General features: G+C 57.3%; 13 protein-coding genes, 1 tRNA gene and 2 pseudogenes. 4 read left to right on the top strand and 12 right to left on the bottom strand.

All coding sequences use genetic code 11. From position 1 onward, the window contains the following. Positions 1 to 9: 9 nt before the first annotated feature. The 4 genes from rpsR to rnr all read right to left on the bottom strand — a co-directional run bounded on the left by rpsR (position 10) and on the right by rnr (position 4,173). A complete protein-coding gene (rpsR, locus tag LG327_RS08915) occupies positions 10 to 240 on the bottom strand; it encodes a 30S ribosomal protein S18 (RefSeq protein ID WP_166251785.1) in 231 nt (76 codons plus the stop codon). Between the two features lie 27 nt (positions 241 to 267). Beyond that, positions 268 to 687, bottom strand: coding sequence for a 30S ribosomal protein S6 (rpsF, locus tag LG327_RS08910; protein ID WP_404368632.1), 420 nt, complete (start codon positions 685 to 687; stop codon positions 268 to 270). 185 nt (positions 688 to 872) lie between these two features. Continuing rightward, positions 873 to 1,610 carry a 23S rRNA (guanosine(2251)-2'-O)-methyltransferase RlmB gene (gene rlmB, locus LG327_RS08905; RefSeq protein WP_404368629.1) on the bottom strand — a complete coding sequence of 246 codons (738 nt, stop codon included), beginning with the start codon at positions 1,608 to 1,610 and terminating at the stop codon, positions 873 to 875. A 22-nt stretch (positions 1,611 to 1,632) separates the two neighbouring features. Further along, entirely contained in the window at positions 1,633 to 4,173 is a 2,541-nt protein-coding gene (rnr, locus tag LG327_RS08900) for a ribonuclease R (protein WP_404368626.1), read from the bottom strand. Between the two features lie 277 nt (positions 4,174 to 4,450). On the opposite strand from rnr, the gene LG327_RS08895 reads away from it, so the two are divergent. From LG327_RS08895 to LG327_RS08885, 3 genes and pseudogenes are all read left to right on the top strand, one after another. Further along, a tRNA-Leu gene (locus LG327_RS08895) sits at positions 4,451 to 4,537 on the top strand. A 106-nt stretch (positions 4,538 to 4,643) separates the two neighbouring features. After that, a pseudogene (locus tag LG327_RS08890) lies at positions 4,644 to 4,823 on the top strand (DUF6538 domain-containing protein); the annotation flags it as partial. 21 nt (positions 4,824 to 4,844) lie between these two features. Beyond that, positions 4,845 to 6,236, top strand: a complete 1,392-nt coding sequence (locus LG327_RS08885) for a hypothetical protein (protein WP_404369581.1) — start codon at positions 4,845 to 4,847, stop codon at positions 6,234 to 6,236. 66 nt (positions 6,237 to 6,302) lie between these two features. Here LG327_RS08885 and LG327_RS08880 read toward each other — a convergent pair whose 3' ends face one another. The 6 genes and pseudogenes from LG327_RS08880 to LG327_RS08855 form a co-directional block, all read right to left on the bottom strand. Then, complete coding sequence (locus LG327_RS08880) at positions 6,303 to 6,710, bottom strand: hypothetical protein (protein ID WP_404369578.1); 408 nt, start codon at positions 6,708 to 6,710, stop codon at positions 6,303 to 6,305. 111 nt (positions 6,711 to 6,821) lie between these two features. Further along, a pseudogene (locus LG327_RS08875) lies at positions 6,822 to 7,196 on the bottom strand (hypothetical protein); the annotation flags it as partial. After that, positions 7,138 to 8,682: an IS66 family transposase gene (gene tnpC, locus LG327_RS08870; protein ID WP_404366747.1), complete on the bottom strand. Its 1,545-nt coding sequence runs from the start codon at positions 8,680 to 8,682 to the stop codon at positions 7,138 to 7,140. The gene tnpC and the pseudogene LG327_RS08875, both read right to left, overlap by 59 nt. 75 nt (positions 8,683 to 8,757) lie before the next feature. Further along, complete coding sequence (tnpB, locus tag LG327_RS08865; RefSeq protein ID WP_404366744.1) at positions 8,758 to 9,093, bottom strand: IS66 family insertion sequence element accessory protein TnpB; 336 nt, start codon at positions 9,091 to 9,093, stop codon at positions 8,758 to 8,760. Further along, on the bottom strand, positions 9,090 to 9,464 hold the full coding sequence (tnpA, locus tag LG327_RS08860; protein ID WP_404366741.1) for an IS66-like element accessory protein TnpA: 375 nt from the start codon (positions 9,462 to 9,464) through the stop codon (positions 9,090 to 9,092). The genes tnpB and tnpA overlap by 4 nt, the downstream gene beginning before the upstream one ends. A gap of 253 nt (positions 9,465 to 9,717) precedes the next feature. Further along, positions 9,718 to 10,341 (bottom strand): recombinase family protein, encoded by a 624-nt coding sequence (locus tag LG327_RS08855; RefSeq protein ID WP_404368623.1) that lies wholly within the window; start codon positions 10,339 to 10,341, stop codon positions 9,718 to 9,720. A 505-nt stretch (positions 10,342 to 10,846) separates the two neighbouring features. Here LG327_RS08855 and LG327_RS08850 point away from each other — a divergent pair. Further along, positions 10,847 to 11,746 (top strand): DUF6236 family protein, encoded by a 900-nt coding sequence (locus tag LG327_RS08850; RefSeq protein WP_404368620.1) that lies wholly within the window; start codon positions 10,847 to 10,849, stop codon positions 11,744 to 11,746. 450 nt (positions 11,747 to 12,196) lie between these two features. Here the strand turns inward: LG327_RS08850 and LG327_RS08845 are convergent, their stop codons facing one another. Together LG327_RS08845 and LG327_RS08840 are read right to left on the bottom strand one after the other, a co-directional pair. Next, positions 12,197 to 14,062, bottom strand: coding sequence for a hypothetical protein (locus tag LG327_RS08845; RefSeq protein ID WP_404368617.1), 1,866 nt, complete (start codon positions 14,060 to 14,062; stop codon positions 12,197 to 12,199). 133 nt (positions 14,063 to 14,195) lie between these two features. Continuing rightward, on the bottom strand, positions 14,196 to 15,335 hold the full coding sequence (locus tag LG327_RS08840; RefSeq protein WP_404368614.1) for an acyl-CoA dehydrogenase family protein: 1,140 nt from the start codon (positions 15,333 to 15,335) through the stop codon (positions 14,196 to 14,198). Positions 15,336 to 15,461: the final 126 nt, after the last annotated feature.

Genomic DNA, 15,461 nt, shown 5'->3' with positions numbered 1-15,461 from the left:
TGTTGTTACTTACTTGTCGTGGCTGTCCGAGTAAGGCAGCAGTGCCAGGAACCGAGCGCGTTTGATCGCACTGGACAGCTGACGCTGATAACGTGCCTTGGTGCCGGTAATGCGGCTGGGCACGATTTTGCCGGTTTCAGTGATGTAACCCTTCAGTGTGTCCAGATCCTTGTAATCGATCTGCTTCACACCCTCTGCCGTAAAGCGGCAGAACTTGCGACGTCTGAAAAAACGAGCCATGAATAACTCCTCAACTCCGGTGGTGGTTTACTCTTCTTCGTCCTGGGTTTCAGCCTGACGACCTTCGTCAGATTCGGCTGAACGTCTCGGCGCGCGCTCTTCGCTACCTGGGCGACGATCTTCGCGGGACTCTGAAGCTTTCATGGGTGACATCTCAGTAACCGCTTCGTCAGCGCGGGTGACAAGGTCACGGATTATCGCGTCATTGAACCGGAAGTTGTGAGCCAGCTCGTCCAGTGCTGCCTGTGAACATTCGATGTTCATCAGGACATAATGAGCCTTGTGAATCTTGTTGATCGGGTAAGCCAGATGACGACGGCCCCAATCTTCCAGGCGATGCACCTTTCCACCATCTTCAGTGATGGCGTTGGTGTAACGCTCGATCATCGCGGGCACCTGCTCGCTCTGATCCGGATGTACCATAAATACGACTTCGTAGTGACGCATGGGTTCTCCCTACGGTTTGAACAGCTTCTACAGGGGACGGGCCCGTGCGAAGCAAGGAGGTGACAGTCTGGAACTGCCGGTTTTACTGATTTTTTACAGTCGGCGCCGATCAAATGAAGTGTTTTCAGACAATACGGAACCACCCCCGCAAAAGGGGGAGACGCATTTTAGGCGTGTACCGGCTGCTATGCAAGTCTTTGGCGCAGAGCTTCGTAAAGACAGACACCAGTCGCCACGGAGACATTCAGGCTATCGACCTGACCCTGCATGGGGATATTGATCAGCAGATCACAGTGCTCCCGGGTCAGGCGGCGCATGCCCTTGCCTTCGGCTCCCATCACCAGCGCCACCGGGCCCCGGAAATCCGCCTGATAAAGTGACGTCTTTGCCTCCCCGGCGGTGCCGATCAGCCAGACGCCCTGATCCTGAAGCGTACGGAGAAAGCGCGCCAGGTTGGTCACCCTGACCAGAGGCACGGTTTCCGCAGCGCCACTGGCGACCTTCCGGGCTGTGGGTGTGAGCGATGCCGACTTGTCTTTCGGCACCACCACCGCCTGCACGCCGACCGCATCGGCGGTGCGAAGGCAGGCCCCCAGATTGTGGGGATCAGTCACGCCATCCAGGACAAGGAGAAAAGGCGGCTTGTCTGCGGAGGACAGGGCCGCGAGAAGATCCGCCTCATCCCATTCACGGCTCTCGCTGACCTGGGCAACAACCCCCTGATGAACTCCTGCCACCCGTGCATCCAGTTCCCGGCGATGCACAATCTGCCAGGGCACGGAAAGCTCATTCAGGACCTCAGTGATTTCCTGCACCCGCCGGTCCTGACGACCAGTCTGGATCCATACCTGCTGCAGGCGGCCAGGCTCCTGCTTCAGCACCGCCTCAATGGCATGCCAGCCAAAAACGAATTCATCAGCCACGGACAGTCTCTCTCACAGACGGTCAGTCTGACTTGCGGGATTTGGCGGGACGACGCGCACCACCGTCAGCACCGGCCTTTTTGCCGGCGGGCTTCTCCGCCTTGCCGGCACCGCCTCTGGATCGACCTTTGCCCGAGCCCTTGCCACCTGCACTTTTGGCAGCCTCTTCCGAGAGTTTTTCCTTGGCGCTCCGGGGCTTTGACGCTTTGGCTGCGGACTGCTTGCCGCGACTCTCACCCTTGCCCTTGCCCGATCCCTTTCCTGCAGGCTTGCGGCCACCGTCCTTCTTCCTGACCGGCAGGGCGTCCCGGTCGGCCTGACGACGCTGGGGCTCGCTGACAAGCTCCAGGTCCACTTTCCGGTCCTCAAGCCCGACTCGCACGATTTTCACCCGCGCGGCGTCGCCCAGCCGGAAACTGATTGCGGTCCGTTCGCCGATCAGGCGATGCTTGGCGGCGTCGTGGTGGAAATAGTCGCCACTCAGTGTTGAGACATGCACCAGACCCTCGATATAGACATCCTTGAGCTCGACAAAGAAGCCGAATGGGACCACCGCGGCGATCACGCCCTCAAATTCTTCCCCTACATGATCACGGAGATATTCACACTTGAGCCAGGCCATGACATCCCGGGTGGCGTCGTCCGCCCGTCGTTCCGTCATCGACACGTGCTCGCCGAGCCTGGTCATCTGGGCCTGGTCATAGGGGTAGGCCGCCAGTTCCGGATCTTTCTTTTTGGGCGCGGTTACCGTGTCCGTCGCTTCGTCGCCGTGGACAACGGATTTGATCGCGCGATGCACAATCAGATCCGCATACCGACGTATGGGGGAAGTGAAGTGGGTATAACTGGCAAAACCCAGACCGAAGTGACCGCTTTCATCCGGGCTGTACACCGCCTGACTGAGAGAACGGAGCATAACTGTCTGGATTACGTTGGCATCGGGACGGTCCTTGATGGAGGACAGCAACTCCTGGTAATCGGCCGAAGTGGGCTTGTCACCTCCGCCAAGCTGAAGCCCCAGCTCTCCAACGAATGACCGCACGGCCGCCAGGCGCTCCTCCGAGGGCCCGTCGTGGACACGATACAGGGCCGGAATTTTGTGCTTCTTGAGAAATCTTGCCGTCGCCACGTTCGCGCACAACATGCATTCCTCGACAATCTTGTGGGCATCGTTACGGTGAACCGGAACAATTTCTTCGATTTTCCGGCTGGCATCAAAGATAACCCGGGTCTCCGTTGTCTCGAAATCGATCGCACCGCGTTCCGTGCGCGCTTTGCGGAACAGCTTGTAGGCATCGTAAAGCACGTCCAGATGCGGCACGACATCTGCGTACTGGGCCCGCAGCAGCCTGCCCTGCTCGGAATCCGGATGCTCCAGCATCTGGCTGGCCTTGGTATAAGTCAGACGGGCATGGCTGAGCATGACCGCCTGATAGAACTTGTAACTGCTGATGCGGCCGGCGGCGCTGATGGTCATGTCGGCCACCACGCACAACCGGTCTACTCCGGGGTTGAGGGAGCAGAGGCCATTGGAGAGTTTCTCCGGCAGCATGGGCACCACGTGATCGGGAAAATACACCGAGTTGCCGCGATTGGTTGCCTCTTCATCCAGGGGCGAACCTGGCCGGACGTAGTGGGAGACATCGGCAATGGCCACAATCAGCCGGTAACCGCCACGGGGGCGGCGTTCGCAGAAAATGGCGTCATCGAAATCCCGCGCGTCCTCTCCGTCTATGGTGACCATGCGGAGGTTTCTCAGATCCACCCGGTTGGCCTTGTCGGCCTCGGTTACTTCCGCAGGAATATTCGCGGCCTGAGCGGTGGCCGCCGGCGGCCAGCTGTTGGGTATGTCATAGGAACGTATGGCAACGCCTATTTCCATGCCCGGCGCCATGTGGTCGCCCAGTACTTCCACCACCTTGCCTGTCGGCTTCGCCCGCATGGTGGGCTGGCGCATGATATCAACGACCACGTACTGGCCATCGTAAGCATCGCCGCAGAACTCTTCAGGAATCAGCACTTCATGGTTGATGCGCGCATTTTCGGGCACGACAAAAGAAATGCCGCTTTCCCGAAACAGTCTGCCAACCGTCTGCTGGGTACGATGTTCCAGCACTTCCACAATCACTCCTTCCCGGCGACCGCGGTCGTCCACCGCTTCCACCCGCGCAGCAACCCGGTCCCCATGAAACACCTGGCGCATCTGCCGGGCACTAAGGAACAGGTCCGAACCTTCGTCGTCGGTGATCAGGAAGCCGAAGCCGTCTCTGTGACCGACGACACGACCCGAAACCAGGTCTGCCTCATCAATGGGGAGGTAGGCGCCCATACGATTACAGATGGCCTGGCCATCCCGGCACATGGCAATCAGGCGCCGCCGCAGTGCTTCTATGCCCTCCGGTGTGCCCTGCCCGAGCTCTTCGCAAAGCGTCTCATGGGTGGCCGGAGCGCCACGCTGGCGGAGGTGGTCCAGGATGAATTCCCGGCTCTGGATCGGGCTTTCGTATTTCTGGGCCTCACGCTGGGCATGGGGATCGCTGTCTGTCTTTTTCCTGGACGCCATTCGTTGCTATGCCTTTAGTCTGCGGCGCAACCTGCTGATCAGGCTGCCTGGAATGAATTTACGCTGAGTATAACGCCGGGAAGCACTGGTGGCTAACCAGGTCGGCTTTTTGAGCCTGACAAAATTCTCTCAGGCAACGCAAAAATAATGTTTGACAGTAATTTTCCGAATGATTAAAGTACGCGCCATTGGTCGGGGGCAAGCCCCGAGCAGCGCAGAAATCCCGGCAATTCAGTAGCTAAAGCTGCAGAGAAGCCGGACACACTGCGAGTCACCTGCCGAGGTGGTGAAATTGGTAGACACGCTAGCTTCAGGTGCTAGTGGGGGCAACCCCGTGGAGGTTCAAGTCCTCTCCTCGGCACCATTCTAATTGAATGGCCTTCCGAATCAGATACTTACCCTAGAAACAGTAACTTACGGACCTCGCTGGTACACCATACTGGTACACAGGGTTAATCGTGAGTCTACGTATGTGCTCCCCTTATCGTCCGAAGAATAGTGGTAAGTACTGGGTTCGTAAGCGCGTCCCCAAAGAACTCAAAGCCGCTGTTGGACAAACTGAAATCAAGCGCTCATTGGGCACCACTGACCCAAGGGAAGCCCGGCGACTGGCTCCCATTGTCTGCGCTGAGATTGACCAGATCATCACAAAAGCCCGACGCTCACTCACTATGGATGCGTCAGACGTACAAGCCCTGTCCGGTGAGTACTCAAGGGAACGCCTGTCAGAAATCAAAGCAGATGCTATTAAACAGAACTGGGATTCCGGCACCTTTAGCCTTGCCCGTGAGCGGCTGATAGAGGCGCTAGACCGGAACCTACCATCCGGAATGGACACGCCCGAATACAGCCAGGCACAAGCAGAGCGGGCCTCTGAGTGGGGCTTGAAGGCCATACAACCTCTACTCGACCAACACGGGCTAAATCCCAACGACCGCATAAGGGACCGCTTGGGAGTCGAGGTATTCAAGGCAGAGCTTGAAGCATACGCAGGGGCAGACGCGGAACTACACGGAGACACCAGTTGGCAGGCGGCTCCTCTTGCAAAAGCGTCAGTACTGGAAGACCCAGCCACCCTGCCCGAACTGTTCGCCGATTTCGTGCGGGTCACTCCAAAGCTGGCGGCGCGCACCCGTGAGAGCTGGAAAACTTACATTGACCGGGCGCACAAATTCTTTGACAGCAAGCCTGCCGCTCGGGTCACACGAAAGGATGTCAGAGCCTTTGCCGACGCGCTACTTGCTGGAGACAAGAAGGCCGCACCCAAGGGTAAGCCCCTCGCCGGAAAGACCGTCAAAGACAATTACCTCGCGGCTCTCTCCGTCGTCTACAAGTTTGCCATTGACCGGGAACGACTCAAGGAAGACCCAACATTCAAAATTAAGATTCAGACCGAGAAAACAACCATCGTTGGCTACAGTCGAGAGGAAGCCTTGGCCGTGCTTCGCGCATCACGAGAACCACAGAGCAGCAGAACGCGGCCTGAGATTGTCAACGTCATACGCTGGGCACCATGGCTTGCCACCTTCACAGGCGCTCGGATCGGCGAACTGCTTTGGCTGGAGCGCAAGGACATCAGGTTTACTCAAGGTATCGCGTACATCAACATTCAGGCCGGCGCAGACGAGGGGGACGCACGGACAGTCAAAACTGATAGCTCTACGCGAACCGTTCCGCTTCACCCTGCGATCATCAATGAAGGCTTTCTCGACTACTGGCGCTCCCTGCCGGAAGGTGCGAGGTACTTATTCCCCGGTGACTGGTCTGACAAGAACGGTGACAGAACAAAGACACCAGCAAACAAGCTCCGTAACTGGATCAAACGCCAGCTACCTGACGCGGACTGGCAGAGACTCAGCCCCAACCACAGCTTTCGGCATTGGCTGATAGCAGAGTGTCGCCGGGTAAACATTGACGGTGACTACAGCCGCGTGTTGACTGGACATGAGGCTAAGGACGTCCATGGGCGCTACGGACCAGCAGACATCCCGACACTCTATGAGGCAGTCAAGCGGATACCTGCACCTGACGACTGGAACAACCAGACAGATGCACCCCAATAGCTATTAGAAGAGCTCAGGGTGCGTCAATGACGCAGTGAGGGTGACGCAGCGTCACCTCAAGCTACCTCAGAAACTGTTCATGTCTTCTTTAAGGTACTGCTCGAAAGCGGCAGGATTTTCAAGGTAGGACTCAAAGCGCTCCGCCAACTCCTCCTTGGAAATCCATTCTTGATTCCACGCTCGGAACAGCTCAATGAGGACTGCCTGCTCATGCTCGCTCTCTGCATTGATCTTCTCCAAAGTGGTCAGCCACCCGACAAGCCGCTCCTTCGTTGAGTACTCCCGGCCGGTATTCGACTGACGGGCCTGCTTCCAGGTCATTTGTGCTGCATCTTCTCCGAGCTCCACTCTTGCACTGACCATGCGATCCACCGTCTTGGGTGCAATTCCCATCAACCCCGCCAGCCTGCGTGCTGAAAATCCATCAGCCCATTTAGTGCCGTCGTGAAGCCTACCTACTTCACGCCATATCATCTGACTCTTTTCCTCATTGCCCAATGGGATGGTAGCGCTGTAGGAATTGAGGACCGTGGCGAGTAGGTGGGCTTCAGACTCCGTACACTCAATGACCCTAGCAGGCACAGTGTCGCGCTGGGCCGCCTTATAGCTGTCATACCTATGATGACCATCAACCAAGATCAGTCTCCCACCTACGTCACAAACCGTAACCGGCTCCGCGTGATGGTCCGGCCTCGCTGAAAGGTCGGCGGTTAGCTTTTTGACAATCTCTACTTCCTTCTCGCGGATGGCATTCCTCTGCGCATTAGCTTCCGTACTGGCGGCGCGTTTTTGGAATGTCCGGCGCTGCTCGATGTCGCTTAGCTGAATCGTGGTTGGTGTCTGGCTTTTGGTCTGCGCTATGAGCGCGTAAACCCGGTCATTTAATGTAAGCGTCCGGGCATCACACCTTGTCAGGTATAGCCGGCTGCCAGTTGTGGGGCAATAGCTCGTCGATGGCACTGTTCTTCTGCGTCGGTAGACGCGTCATTATATCCTTCAGATAGGCGTACGGATCATGCCCGTTCAGCTTGGCCGACTGGATCAGGCTCATGATGGCCGCCGCACGCTGGCCACTGCGCAGTGACCCGGCGAACAGCCAGTTGGAACGGCCCAGTGCCCATGGCCGGATCTGGTTTTCCACCCGGTTGTTGTCGATGGGTACAGCTCCGTCGTCCAGGTAGCGCGTCAGCGCTGCCCACCGTTTGAGGCTGTAATCCAGGGCTTTGGCCGTGCCGGAGCCATCCGGCACTTTCTGTCGGTGGGCCAGCATCCACTGATGCAACGCATCAGCAATGGGCCTGGCTTTCGCTTCCCGGATTTCCTGTCGTTTATCCGGCGGCAGGTCTCTGGTTTCCCGCTCGATCTCGTAGAGTCCGCCGATGTATTCCAGTGCCCTGGCAGCCAGCTCGCTCTTGTTGGCTTCGTGCAGGTCGTAGAACTTGCGCCGGGCGTGGGCCATGCAGCCGATCTCGGTAATGCCGTTGCCGAACCCGGCCTTGTAGCCGGCGTAATCATCACAGACCAGCTTGCCCTGCCAGTCACCCAGGAAGGTGCGGGCGTGTTCGCCTGCTCTACTCGGGGCGAAGTCGTAGACGGTCCCTTTCAGATCCGAGAACGGCGTGGTGCAGTAGGCCCAGACGTAGGCTTTATGGGTTTTCTTCTTACCCGGAGACAGCATGCTAACCGGTGTTTCATCGGCATGCAGAACATCGTGCTCCAGCAGGGTGTTTCTCAACGCATCCACCAGGGGCTGCAACTGCACACCGCAGGCACCGACCCATTCGGCCAGGGTAGAGCGCGGGATTTCAAGGCCGGCGCGACCGAAGATCCGTTCCTGACGGTACAGCGGCAGGTGGTCGGCGTACTTGGCCACCAGCACCTGAGCTAACAGACCGGCGGTTGGGATGCCCTTGTCGATCACTTGCGGTGGCACCGGGGCCTGGATCAGAGTCTCGCATTTGTCGCAGGCCCACTTGCCTCGGATGTGGCGCTCCACGGTGAACTCGCCCGGGACGTAATCCAGCTTCTCACTCACGTCCTCGCCAATGCGCTTAAGCTGGCAGCCGCAGCGGCACTGGGTGTTTTCGGGCTCGTGATGGATCAGGGTGCGGGGCAGTTCCGGCGGTAGCGGTGTGCGTTTGGGTTGCTGCCTGGGCCGAGCGGCTTTCTGCTCTTCGGTCATCGCCTGATCCAGTTCGGCTTCGATCGCCGCCAGGTCACTGTCGATCAGTTCGTCCAACAGCTTTCCCTGAACCGCGTCCAGCTGCTCGCTACGCCGGGCGTACTTGTGGCGCTTGAGGACGGCCAGTTCGTGGGTCAGCTTTTCGATGACCGCATCGCGATGTACCAGTGCCCGTTCCCTGGTCTCGACACGATCGAACAGTTCCGTAGCGAGAGCACGGAGCTGGTCGGCAGAGAGTTGGTCGAGATTGGGGCGCTGAGTCATGCCCGTTAGTATGCCAGGCCCTTGTGCTGCAAGCGATTCGCAGTTCTGGTTATGGCGATATCACGCAGCTTGTGGTTACAGGATGGAGATCACGCCGTCGGCCCCAAGACGCTGCCATGGTAAGCCCTGAACCATGGCGGACAACTGCTCTTCGGTCAGGCGCAACTGGTCACCGCGCCAGGATTCGCCCCAGTGGAACTTGCCCCGATTTAGCCGGCGGGCACACAACCAGATGCCCAGGCCATCGTGGATCAAGACCTTCATCCGGTTGCCCCGTTTGTTGGCAAACAGGTAGGCGCAATGTGGCCTGGCCGAACCAAAGACCTGAATAACCCGGGCCAGGGCCTTGTCGGGCCCGGCTCGCATATCCAGCGGTTCGGTAGCCAGCCAGATCTCGTCGATTCGGATCATCCCAGCAGGTCCCGCAACAGGGCAGCACACTGGTGCGCCTGCTCCGCCGGCCACTCCACCACCACCGCGCCACCCGCGCGGGGAATCTCGATGCGGATGGTGCTACGCTTGTCCGAGATCGACTGGTTGCCGGGCCCAGAGGGAACGGCTGGCAGATTAACCGGAACAAATGCCGGCGTTGCTGGTGCTTTATCCGCTCGCTGCGCTTCACTCATCCAGCGCCGGACCATGTTGGCGTTGAGACCGTTATCCAGCGAGATCCGGGAAACGGAGGCACCGGCCTCCAGGCATTGGGCGACGATCTCGGCTTTGAATTCGCGGGAAAACCGGCGACGGCGTTGGTAGGGCTTGGTTACGCTTACGTTGTTCATGTTAAGTGTCCACTAGAAAATAAGTGGACACTATCCTGACGGCGGCAGCGCCAGGCTCAAGATGGGATCACCGGACGCTTACCATTTAATGCTGTCATGGGATTCCGGTATCTAGGGCGTAGTGCGTCAATGACGCAGTGAGGTTGGCGCGGCGTGAGTTTACAATCCCGGCAGGTAAAACGACAGGGGATCAGACGTAAAGCAGTCTCTGACAGCTCTTTATCCCTAAGGTGTGGGTTATCAAATAACCAGCTCACCCGGCTTCTTTGGCATCTGCCAGCACCCGACACACGGTCGCTTTGGAGTACCCAGACAGCTTGGCGATGTCATTTAAGGTATGCCCTGCATCCCGCAATTCGATAACGCGCTGATGCCGCTTGGAGTCTGCCTGTCGCCCCCTGTACTTGCCTTCCTGCTTTGCCTTCTGAATGCCCTGCCCCTGACGCTTGCGCCGATCCTCGTAGTCCTTGCGGGCTATGGCTGCCAGCATATCCAGCATCATCGTATTGATTGCCTTCAACATTGACTGCATGAAGTCCTGGCCTTCCTTCACGTCAAACGCTTGGTAGGAGGTCGGGAGGTCCTTGGCCACCACCGAAAGCCCCTTGTCTTCGATCTGGCGCTTGAGACGCTGCCAATCTTCATCCTTGAGCCTCGTCAGGCGGTCTACTTGCTCCAAAAGCAGGATGTCACCGGGCTGTGAGTCATTGAGCAGACGCTGCAACTCGGGGCGGTCCAGCGTCGCCCCTGAGACGTTTTCGACGTAGTACGAGGCAATGCGTTGACCGTGCTCCTCAGCGAAGGCAGTCAGCTCCTCCCTCGCTCTCTCAGCATTCTGATCATCGGTTGAGGCTCGTAGATAAGCGCGGACAAACATGCAGTAGATTCCTTGTGTCTCATTAAGGTTGTCTCAACATTGCCTGTCTCATATAGGTTGTCAAGTAATTACTTTTCGGCGTGTATCAGGTGGTCGCATGGAGACATACCAATATAAGACATGGTCTAACCCTTGAGTGGGCAGTTTGGAGCATGAGCTGGGGCCGTGATCGGAAGATCTAGGGGCGAGAAAAGGACGAGGTTCAAGAACGTGAGAGAAGCCCCCGGCATGGGGGTATGCTGAGAGCTTATAGTTTGAAAATAGGGACGCAGATTTTTGTTGCAAATATGACCGAGAGTCACCATGCAAAACCTTTAGCGAGCTCCATCATGATTGAGACAATGCTGTTTCTCGCAACATCACGACTCTCGCACAGTCGCCCCTTCTGAAAATACTCAGCCTTTGCTGCATTGGACAATTAAGAACGTACACCTAAACTTCTAGTCAGGCACCTTTGCCCGGCGATGGCTTGGGCTCGCCACTAACTATCCATCAATGAGGACTTATGGGAGAAGCTAAGCGACGAAAACAAACCGATGCCAACTACGGGAGACTTCCCCAGTTCCGGGAGAAACGTGGTCTAGTAATCAGCCCACCTGTAGAAATCAATGGAAGCCAGCTCTACGCAAAAAGTTCCAACATTGATGAGATGGAGTTACGGTTCGCGCTCATGTATTGGGACAAGCTAGTCTGGCCTCAGTCGCGCGTCATCCACTTCTCCAGTAATCCTGACGAAGAATTTCTAGAAGCAGAGGGCGTGCTTCAACGTCCGGAGTACACCTTCTGGGGAGATGGAGCGCAGTCGATAGCTCAATCCCAAATTCAGGCATTCCTCGACCTAGACAAGAGTGAGCCAGGGGCTTGGGCCCTCTCCCAAGGCGAAAACTCGCTGTTACTTCATGACAACCATTTCGAGCGAGGTGGGGGCGGGCTGGTCGAATTATTCAGAGCCATTCCGATTCCCAGTCATGATGTTCCCTTAGCAGAAATATTAGAATTCAAACACCGCAGGAAAGATGAGCTGCACTTTCTTCGACTACACATCGATAAGCTGGTGTCTGAGCTAGAAAAGTCTGAGCACTCGGAAAGCATTATTAGGGAGCAAGTTGCAACAATTGATGAGGCATGCAGCGATCTGCTCAAACTCGGCAAGCAATGGCAGTTCCCAGCGTTTGTTTCTAACCTAAAGCTGTCTTTTACCTTAAGCGCTCAGTCGGTAGGTCCGTGGGCTGTCGGCGGGTGGCTCCTTGGGCAACAGTTCGGTTTGACTGCAGCCTCGTTAGCGTCAGCTGCAGGAGGGGCTATCAGTTCACTAGAATTAAAGGGAGACATCGGCCTGCGTTCCCCTCAAGCCCCCAAAAACCCTTTTCGCTACACCTACCTAGCACACGAGGAGCTACGTTGAACGTCTGCTTGACGCAAGACGCCAGGTTCGTCCGCTCCAAACCACCAAGGGCAGAAGCAAAACCAGATACGCTTCGTGCTCACACCGCTAAGCTGGCTGGGAATTCTGAAGTGTCAGGTATAAAACGCCAGCAGCGGACTTCTATTAAAATTCAGCTTTAGCTAGAATAAGCAGCAAGGGGCTGGCCACTCAACTGGTACACAAGCCCTGAAATGAGGTTCTGTAACCCACTGTTTTTAAAGCTATCACGAGGACCATGCAGCAAGTCCTCTCCTCGGCACCATTTCCTTCCTCAGGGAATGGCAAAACAGAATCCATTGAGAGATTTATCCCGTCAGTCCATCCGGTCTGAGTGTTTCCGTGCCGGAAATATTTGCGGCAGCGGACGATACTGCGCCGCGCGGACAGCAGAAATTCGTGCGTCCGTCCAGAGGCGGCGAGGCGTCAAGTCTACTCGGACTCCGCCACCAGCCGGTCGATGAGATAGTCAGACAGTGGCGAATACTCCGAGCCTATCCGTGCATAGATGCTGCCCCCGGAAAGCTCCACGGCACCGCCACAGCTGGCCACGCCACTGTATTGGTGAAGAGCCGCAGTTTTTACGAGACCCACCTGCATTGGCTCCCGCCCGGCATCCACCGGGAGGTGGTCGAATTCCCACTGTAGTCCGTTGTTGCTCACATCAACACCGGGATCGAGAAAGGCATAGCGCAGGAGGTTGTTCCGGTCTTCCCGGATATCCCAGTCCAGCCTGAGACCGCCAAAGCCCTGCGGCTGCGGCTCCTGACCGGTGAACTCATAGTCCTGCTGGGCAGATATGACTCTGGCCGCACCCGCGTCTTCTTCACTGACGAATCCTTCACAGGAATCCACGTCAGAGTTGAGAGCTACTGACTCAACAATCGTGTTGTCTGTATTGCTGGTGAGAGTGTAGCCAAAGAACGCGGGAGTAGCGTTTGTATAGTCCGGAGTCAGCGTCTGAAACCCATCGGTTATCGAGGTAACACGACCGGGATCCCCCTTCACCGTCCATTCATACACCAGTTCGGCATCTCCCCCCAGTTCCGGATTACCGACAAGAGCTGAATGGCAGGTGGTACCGGTATCAAACTCGGCTCTCTGGCCTGCCCAGTCCAGGGTCAGGCGCTCATCCACCGGCTCCTGATCTTCAAAATACAGAATACTACTCTGGGAAATCGAAATACCGGTCAACCCCTGCATGCTCGTCCTTGAAATACGCCCGCCGGCATTGGCCAGCCGCACCAGGTCTTTTAGTGAGGGTTTCATGCAGCCATTGGCTGTCACCGACTGCAGCAGGCCGGAGGCATCATAGTCATAAGTAAGCAGTGCAGACTGACCGAGATTGGCAGTGCTTCGCACGGGCAGAGTTTTGCCGCCGCCATCAGCAAAGACTTTCTGCCGACGCAGTACGACCGGATCATCCAGGTCCAGACCCTCTTCCGGTAACACCAGAACATCAATGTCCACGTTTGAATAGGAGCTGCCAGCCGCAGCCTGATCGACGGTATTAATTACAGCAAAAGCGTTTTTCAGCAGGGATATGCGGAGCAGGTTGAGGGCCTCGCTGTCCAGAGCCTGCTCAATGCCATCCTCCCCAAGAGCGCCTTCTGCTGAATCGGGAAACTGCTGCCCCATGAAGCGGGCCAGTGCCCGGGCATAGGCGTGGGCACGCTCGTTCTCCGCCAGCACATAGTCGCCCTGCAGGTTGATGTTTTCCAGGGCGCTGTCCAGATCCGCCAGGCTGGCCTCCTCCCGGTCAACGAACTGGGTACGCCTGGCCCGCTGGAGAGTGGTCAGAGGGGTGATATTGGTAACTCCGGGCTTCGCACTCATGGTGTAAGCGTGCTCGAGAGGAAAGCTGCCACTGCGGGTTTCTTGCATGGTTGTGCCGGGAATGACCACCGCAATGAGAGGATAATCCCTGGGGTCCAGGTCCGGCGCCAGCCGGGGAATATCCTCGGTTTCCCCCTGAAGCAGTTCTGTGGTGTCCAGGGTAAAACGGCCGCCAGCGCCACTCATGGCTGTTGGCTCACCGCCAGGAAGGATAACGGACTCGCCGGAGTCGAGCACAACCGTCAGAGGGCCAGGGGTGTACTGGTAATCTCCGTCCATATCCAGCCAGACCCGGGCCCCCTGCAGGTAGCCATCAATCACCCGGCCGCTGTACACGCCGGGCGTCTGATTGTTGACGCCATCAATCTCGCGACCGTCCACGGGAATATCTGACGATTCTTCACCGCAACCGGCCAGGGCGAGCATTAACAGGGTAAGAGGAACCAGGGCGAAACGTGTCATCTGCAACCGTTATCCTTGTCAGAGGTTGTGACGACACTTTATGCCATGTGGAAGCACGGAACCTTGATAGGCTTGGCAATTTGTAAATTCAGGTAACCGGAGCCCGCAGGACCCCGGAAGAAGAGAACTCGCTTCAGAAAGATCTGGCCACGATCTCCTTCATGATCTCGTTGGTGCCAGCGTAGATCCTCTGCACGCGGGAATCTGCCCAGGCCCGGGCGATGGGATATTCCCACATATAGCCATAGCCACCGTGAAGCTGAACGCACTCATCCATCACCCGGCACTGCAGATCGGTGGTGTGCTGCTTGAGCATGGCAGCCGTCGGGATGTCCAGTTTCTTTTCCAGATGCAGCTCCAGGCAGCGGTCGGTAAAGACCCTGGCGGCGGTGATCTCCGCTTTCATTTCCGCCATCTTGAAGCGGGTATTCTGGAACGCCATGACCGGCTTGCCAAAAGCCTTGCGCTCCTTGGTGTAGGCCAGCGTCCAGTCCCAGGCCGCTTCTGCTGCCGCCACGGCGGTCAGGGCCACCTGCAGGCGCTCGGCCGGCAGTTCCTGCATCAGCTGAAAGAAGCCCTGGCCTTCGCTTCTGCCGAGCAGGTGGGTTTCCGGAATCCGGACGTCCTGGAAAAACAGCTCGGAGGTGTCCTGGGACTTGAGCCCCACTTTCTCCAGATTGGTTCCTTTCTGGAACCCTTCCCAGGCCGATTCCACCAGAAACAGGCTGATGCCCTTCGCCCCTTCCTTCGGGTCGGTCTTGGCCACGACGATAACCAGATCCGCCATCTGACCATTGGTTATAAATGTCTTGGAACCGTTGAGAACATAGTGGTCCCCCTGCTTTACCGCCGTGCTTTTGACGCCCTGAAGGTCGGACCCGGCACCCGGCTCGGTCATGGCGATGGCGCCAATCATTTCACCGGAAGCCAGCTTTGGCAGATAGTTCTGCTTCTGGTCCTCGGCACCGTAGTTGAGGATATAGGGCGCAACTATGTCGGAGTGAAGGTTCCAGCCGATACCGGAGGTACCCGCCCTTGCCAGTTCCTCCATGATCACCGCACTGTAACGGAAATCCGCACCCACTCCGCCGTACTCTTCCGGCATGGTGGGACACAGGAAGCCGAGCTCCCCCGCCTTTTCCCAGACCTCACGGCTCACCTGCCCGTCCTTTTCCCACTGCGCCCGATGGGGCACCGCTTCCTGCTCAAGAAAACGGCGAACCGAGTCCCGGAAACCCTCAAGGTCGGCATCGAAGAGTGTGCGTGGAATCATTTTGAACCCCTGTGACTGTGCTGTTGTATTAGTCACCGAGTCTCATTGCCTGGCGGGGATTGCTCAATGGTGAAAAGCATCAATCACACTGACCAAATATATCGCCGGTGGCCGCCGGGGCGCTAC

The sequence above is a fragment of the Marinobacter sp. genome, from assembly GCF_044799475.1.
Lineage (GTDB): Bacteria > Pseudomonadota > Gammaproteobacteria > Pseudomonadales > Oleiphilaceae > Marinobacter.
The sequence above is the reverse complement of the archived record's forward strand: the minus strand, read 5'-3'. Positions and strand labels throughout refer to the sequence as shown.

Bases quoted from the DNA above. Each gene is read 5' to 3' on its own strand.
- LG327_RS08855 (WP_404368623.1), bottom strand. From the start codon at position 10,341: ATGTTTGTCCGCGCTTATCTACGAGCCTCAACCGATGATCAGAATGCT.
- LG327_RS08885 (WP_404369581.1), top strand. From the start codon at position 4,845: ATGGATGCGTCAGACGTACAAGCCCTGTCCGGTGAGTACTCAAGGGAA.
- LG327_RS08850 (WP_404368620.1), top strand. From the start codon at position 10,847: ATGGGAGAAGCTAAGCGACGAAAACAAACCGATGCCAACTACGGGAGA.
- LG327_RS08880 (WP_404369578.1), bottom strand. From the start codon at position 6,710: ATGATATGGCGTGAAGTAGGTAGGCTTCACGACGGCACTAAATGGGCT.
- rnr (WP_404368626.1), bottom strand. From the start codon at position 4,173: ATGGCGTCCAGGAAAAAGACAGACAGCGATCCCCATGCCCAGCGTGAG.
- LG327_RS08845 (WP_404368617.1), bottom strand. From the start codon at position 14,062: ATGACACGTTTCGCCCTGGTTCCTCTTACCCTGTTAATGCTCGCCCTG.
- rpsF (WP_404368632.1), bottom strand. From the start codon at position 687: ATGCGTCACTACGAAGTCGTATTTATGGTACATCCGGATCAGAGCGAG.
- rpsR (WP_166251785.1), bottom strand. From the start codon at position 240: ATGGCTCGTTTTTTCAGACGTCGCAAGTTCTGCCGCTTTACGGCAGAG.
- tnpC (WP_404366747.1), bottom strand. From the start codon at position 8,682: ATGACTCAGCGCCCCAATCTCGACCAACTCTCTGCCGACCAGCTCCGT.
- tnpB (WP_404366744.1), bottom strand. From the start codon at position 9,093: ATGATCCGAATCGACGAGATCTGGCTGGCTACCGAACCGCTGGATATG.
- LG327_RS08840 (WP_404368614.1), bottom strand. From the start codon at position 15,335: ATGATTCCACGCACACTCTTCGATGCCGACCTTGAGGGTTTCCGGGAC.
- tnpA (WP_404366741.1), bottom strand. From the start codon at position 9,464: ATGAACAACGTAAGCGTAACCAAGCCCTACCAACGCCGTCGCCGGTTT.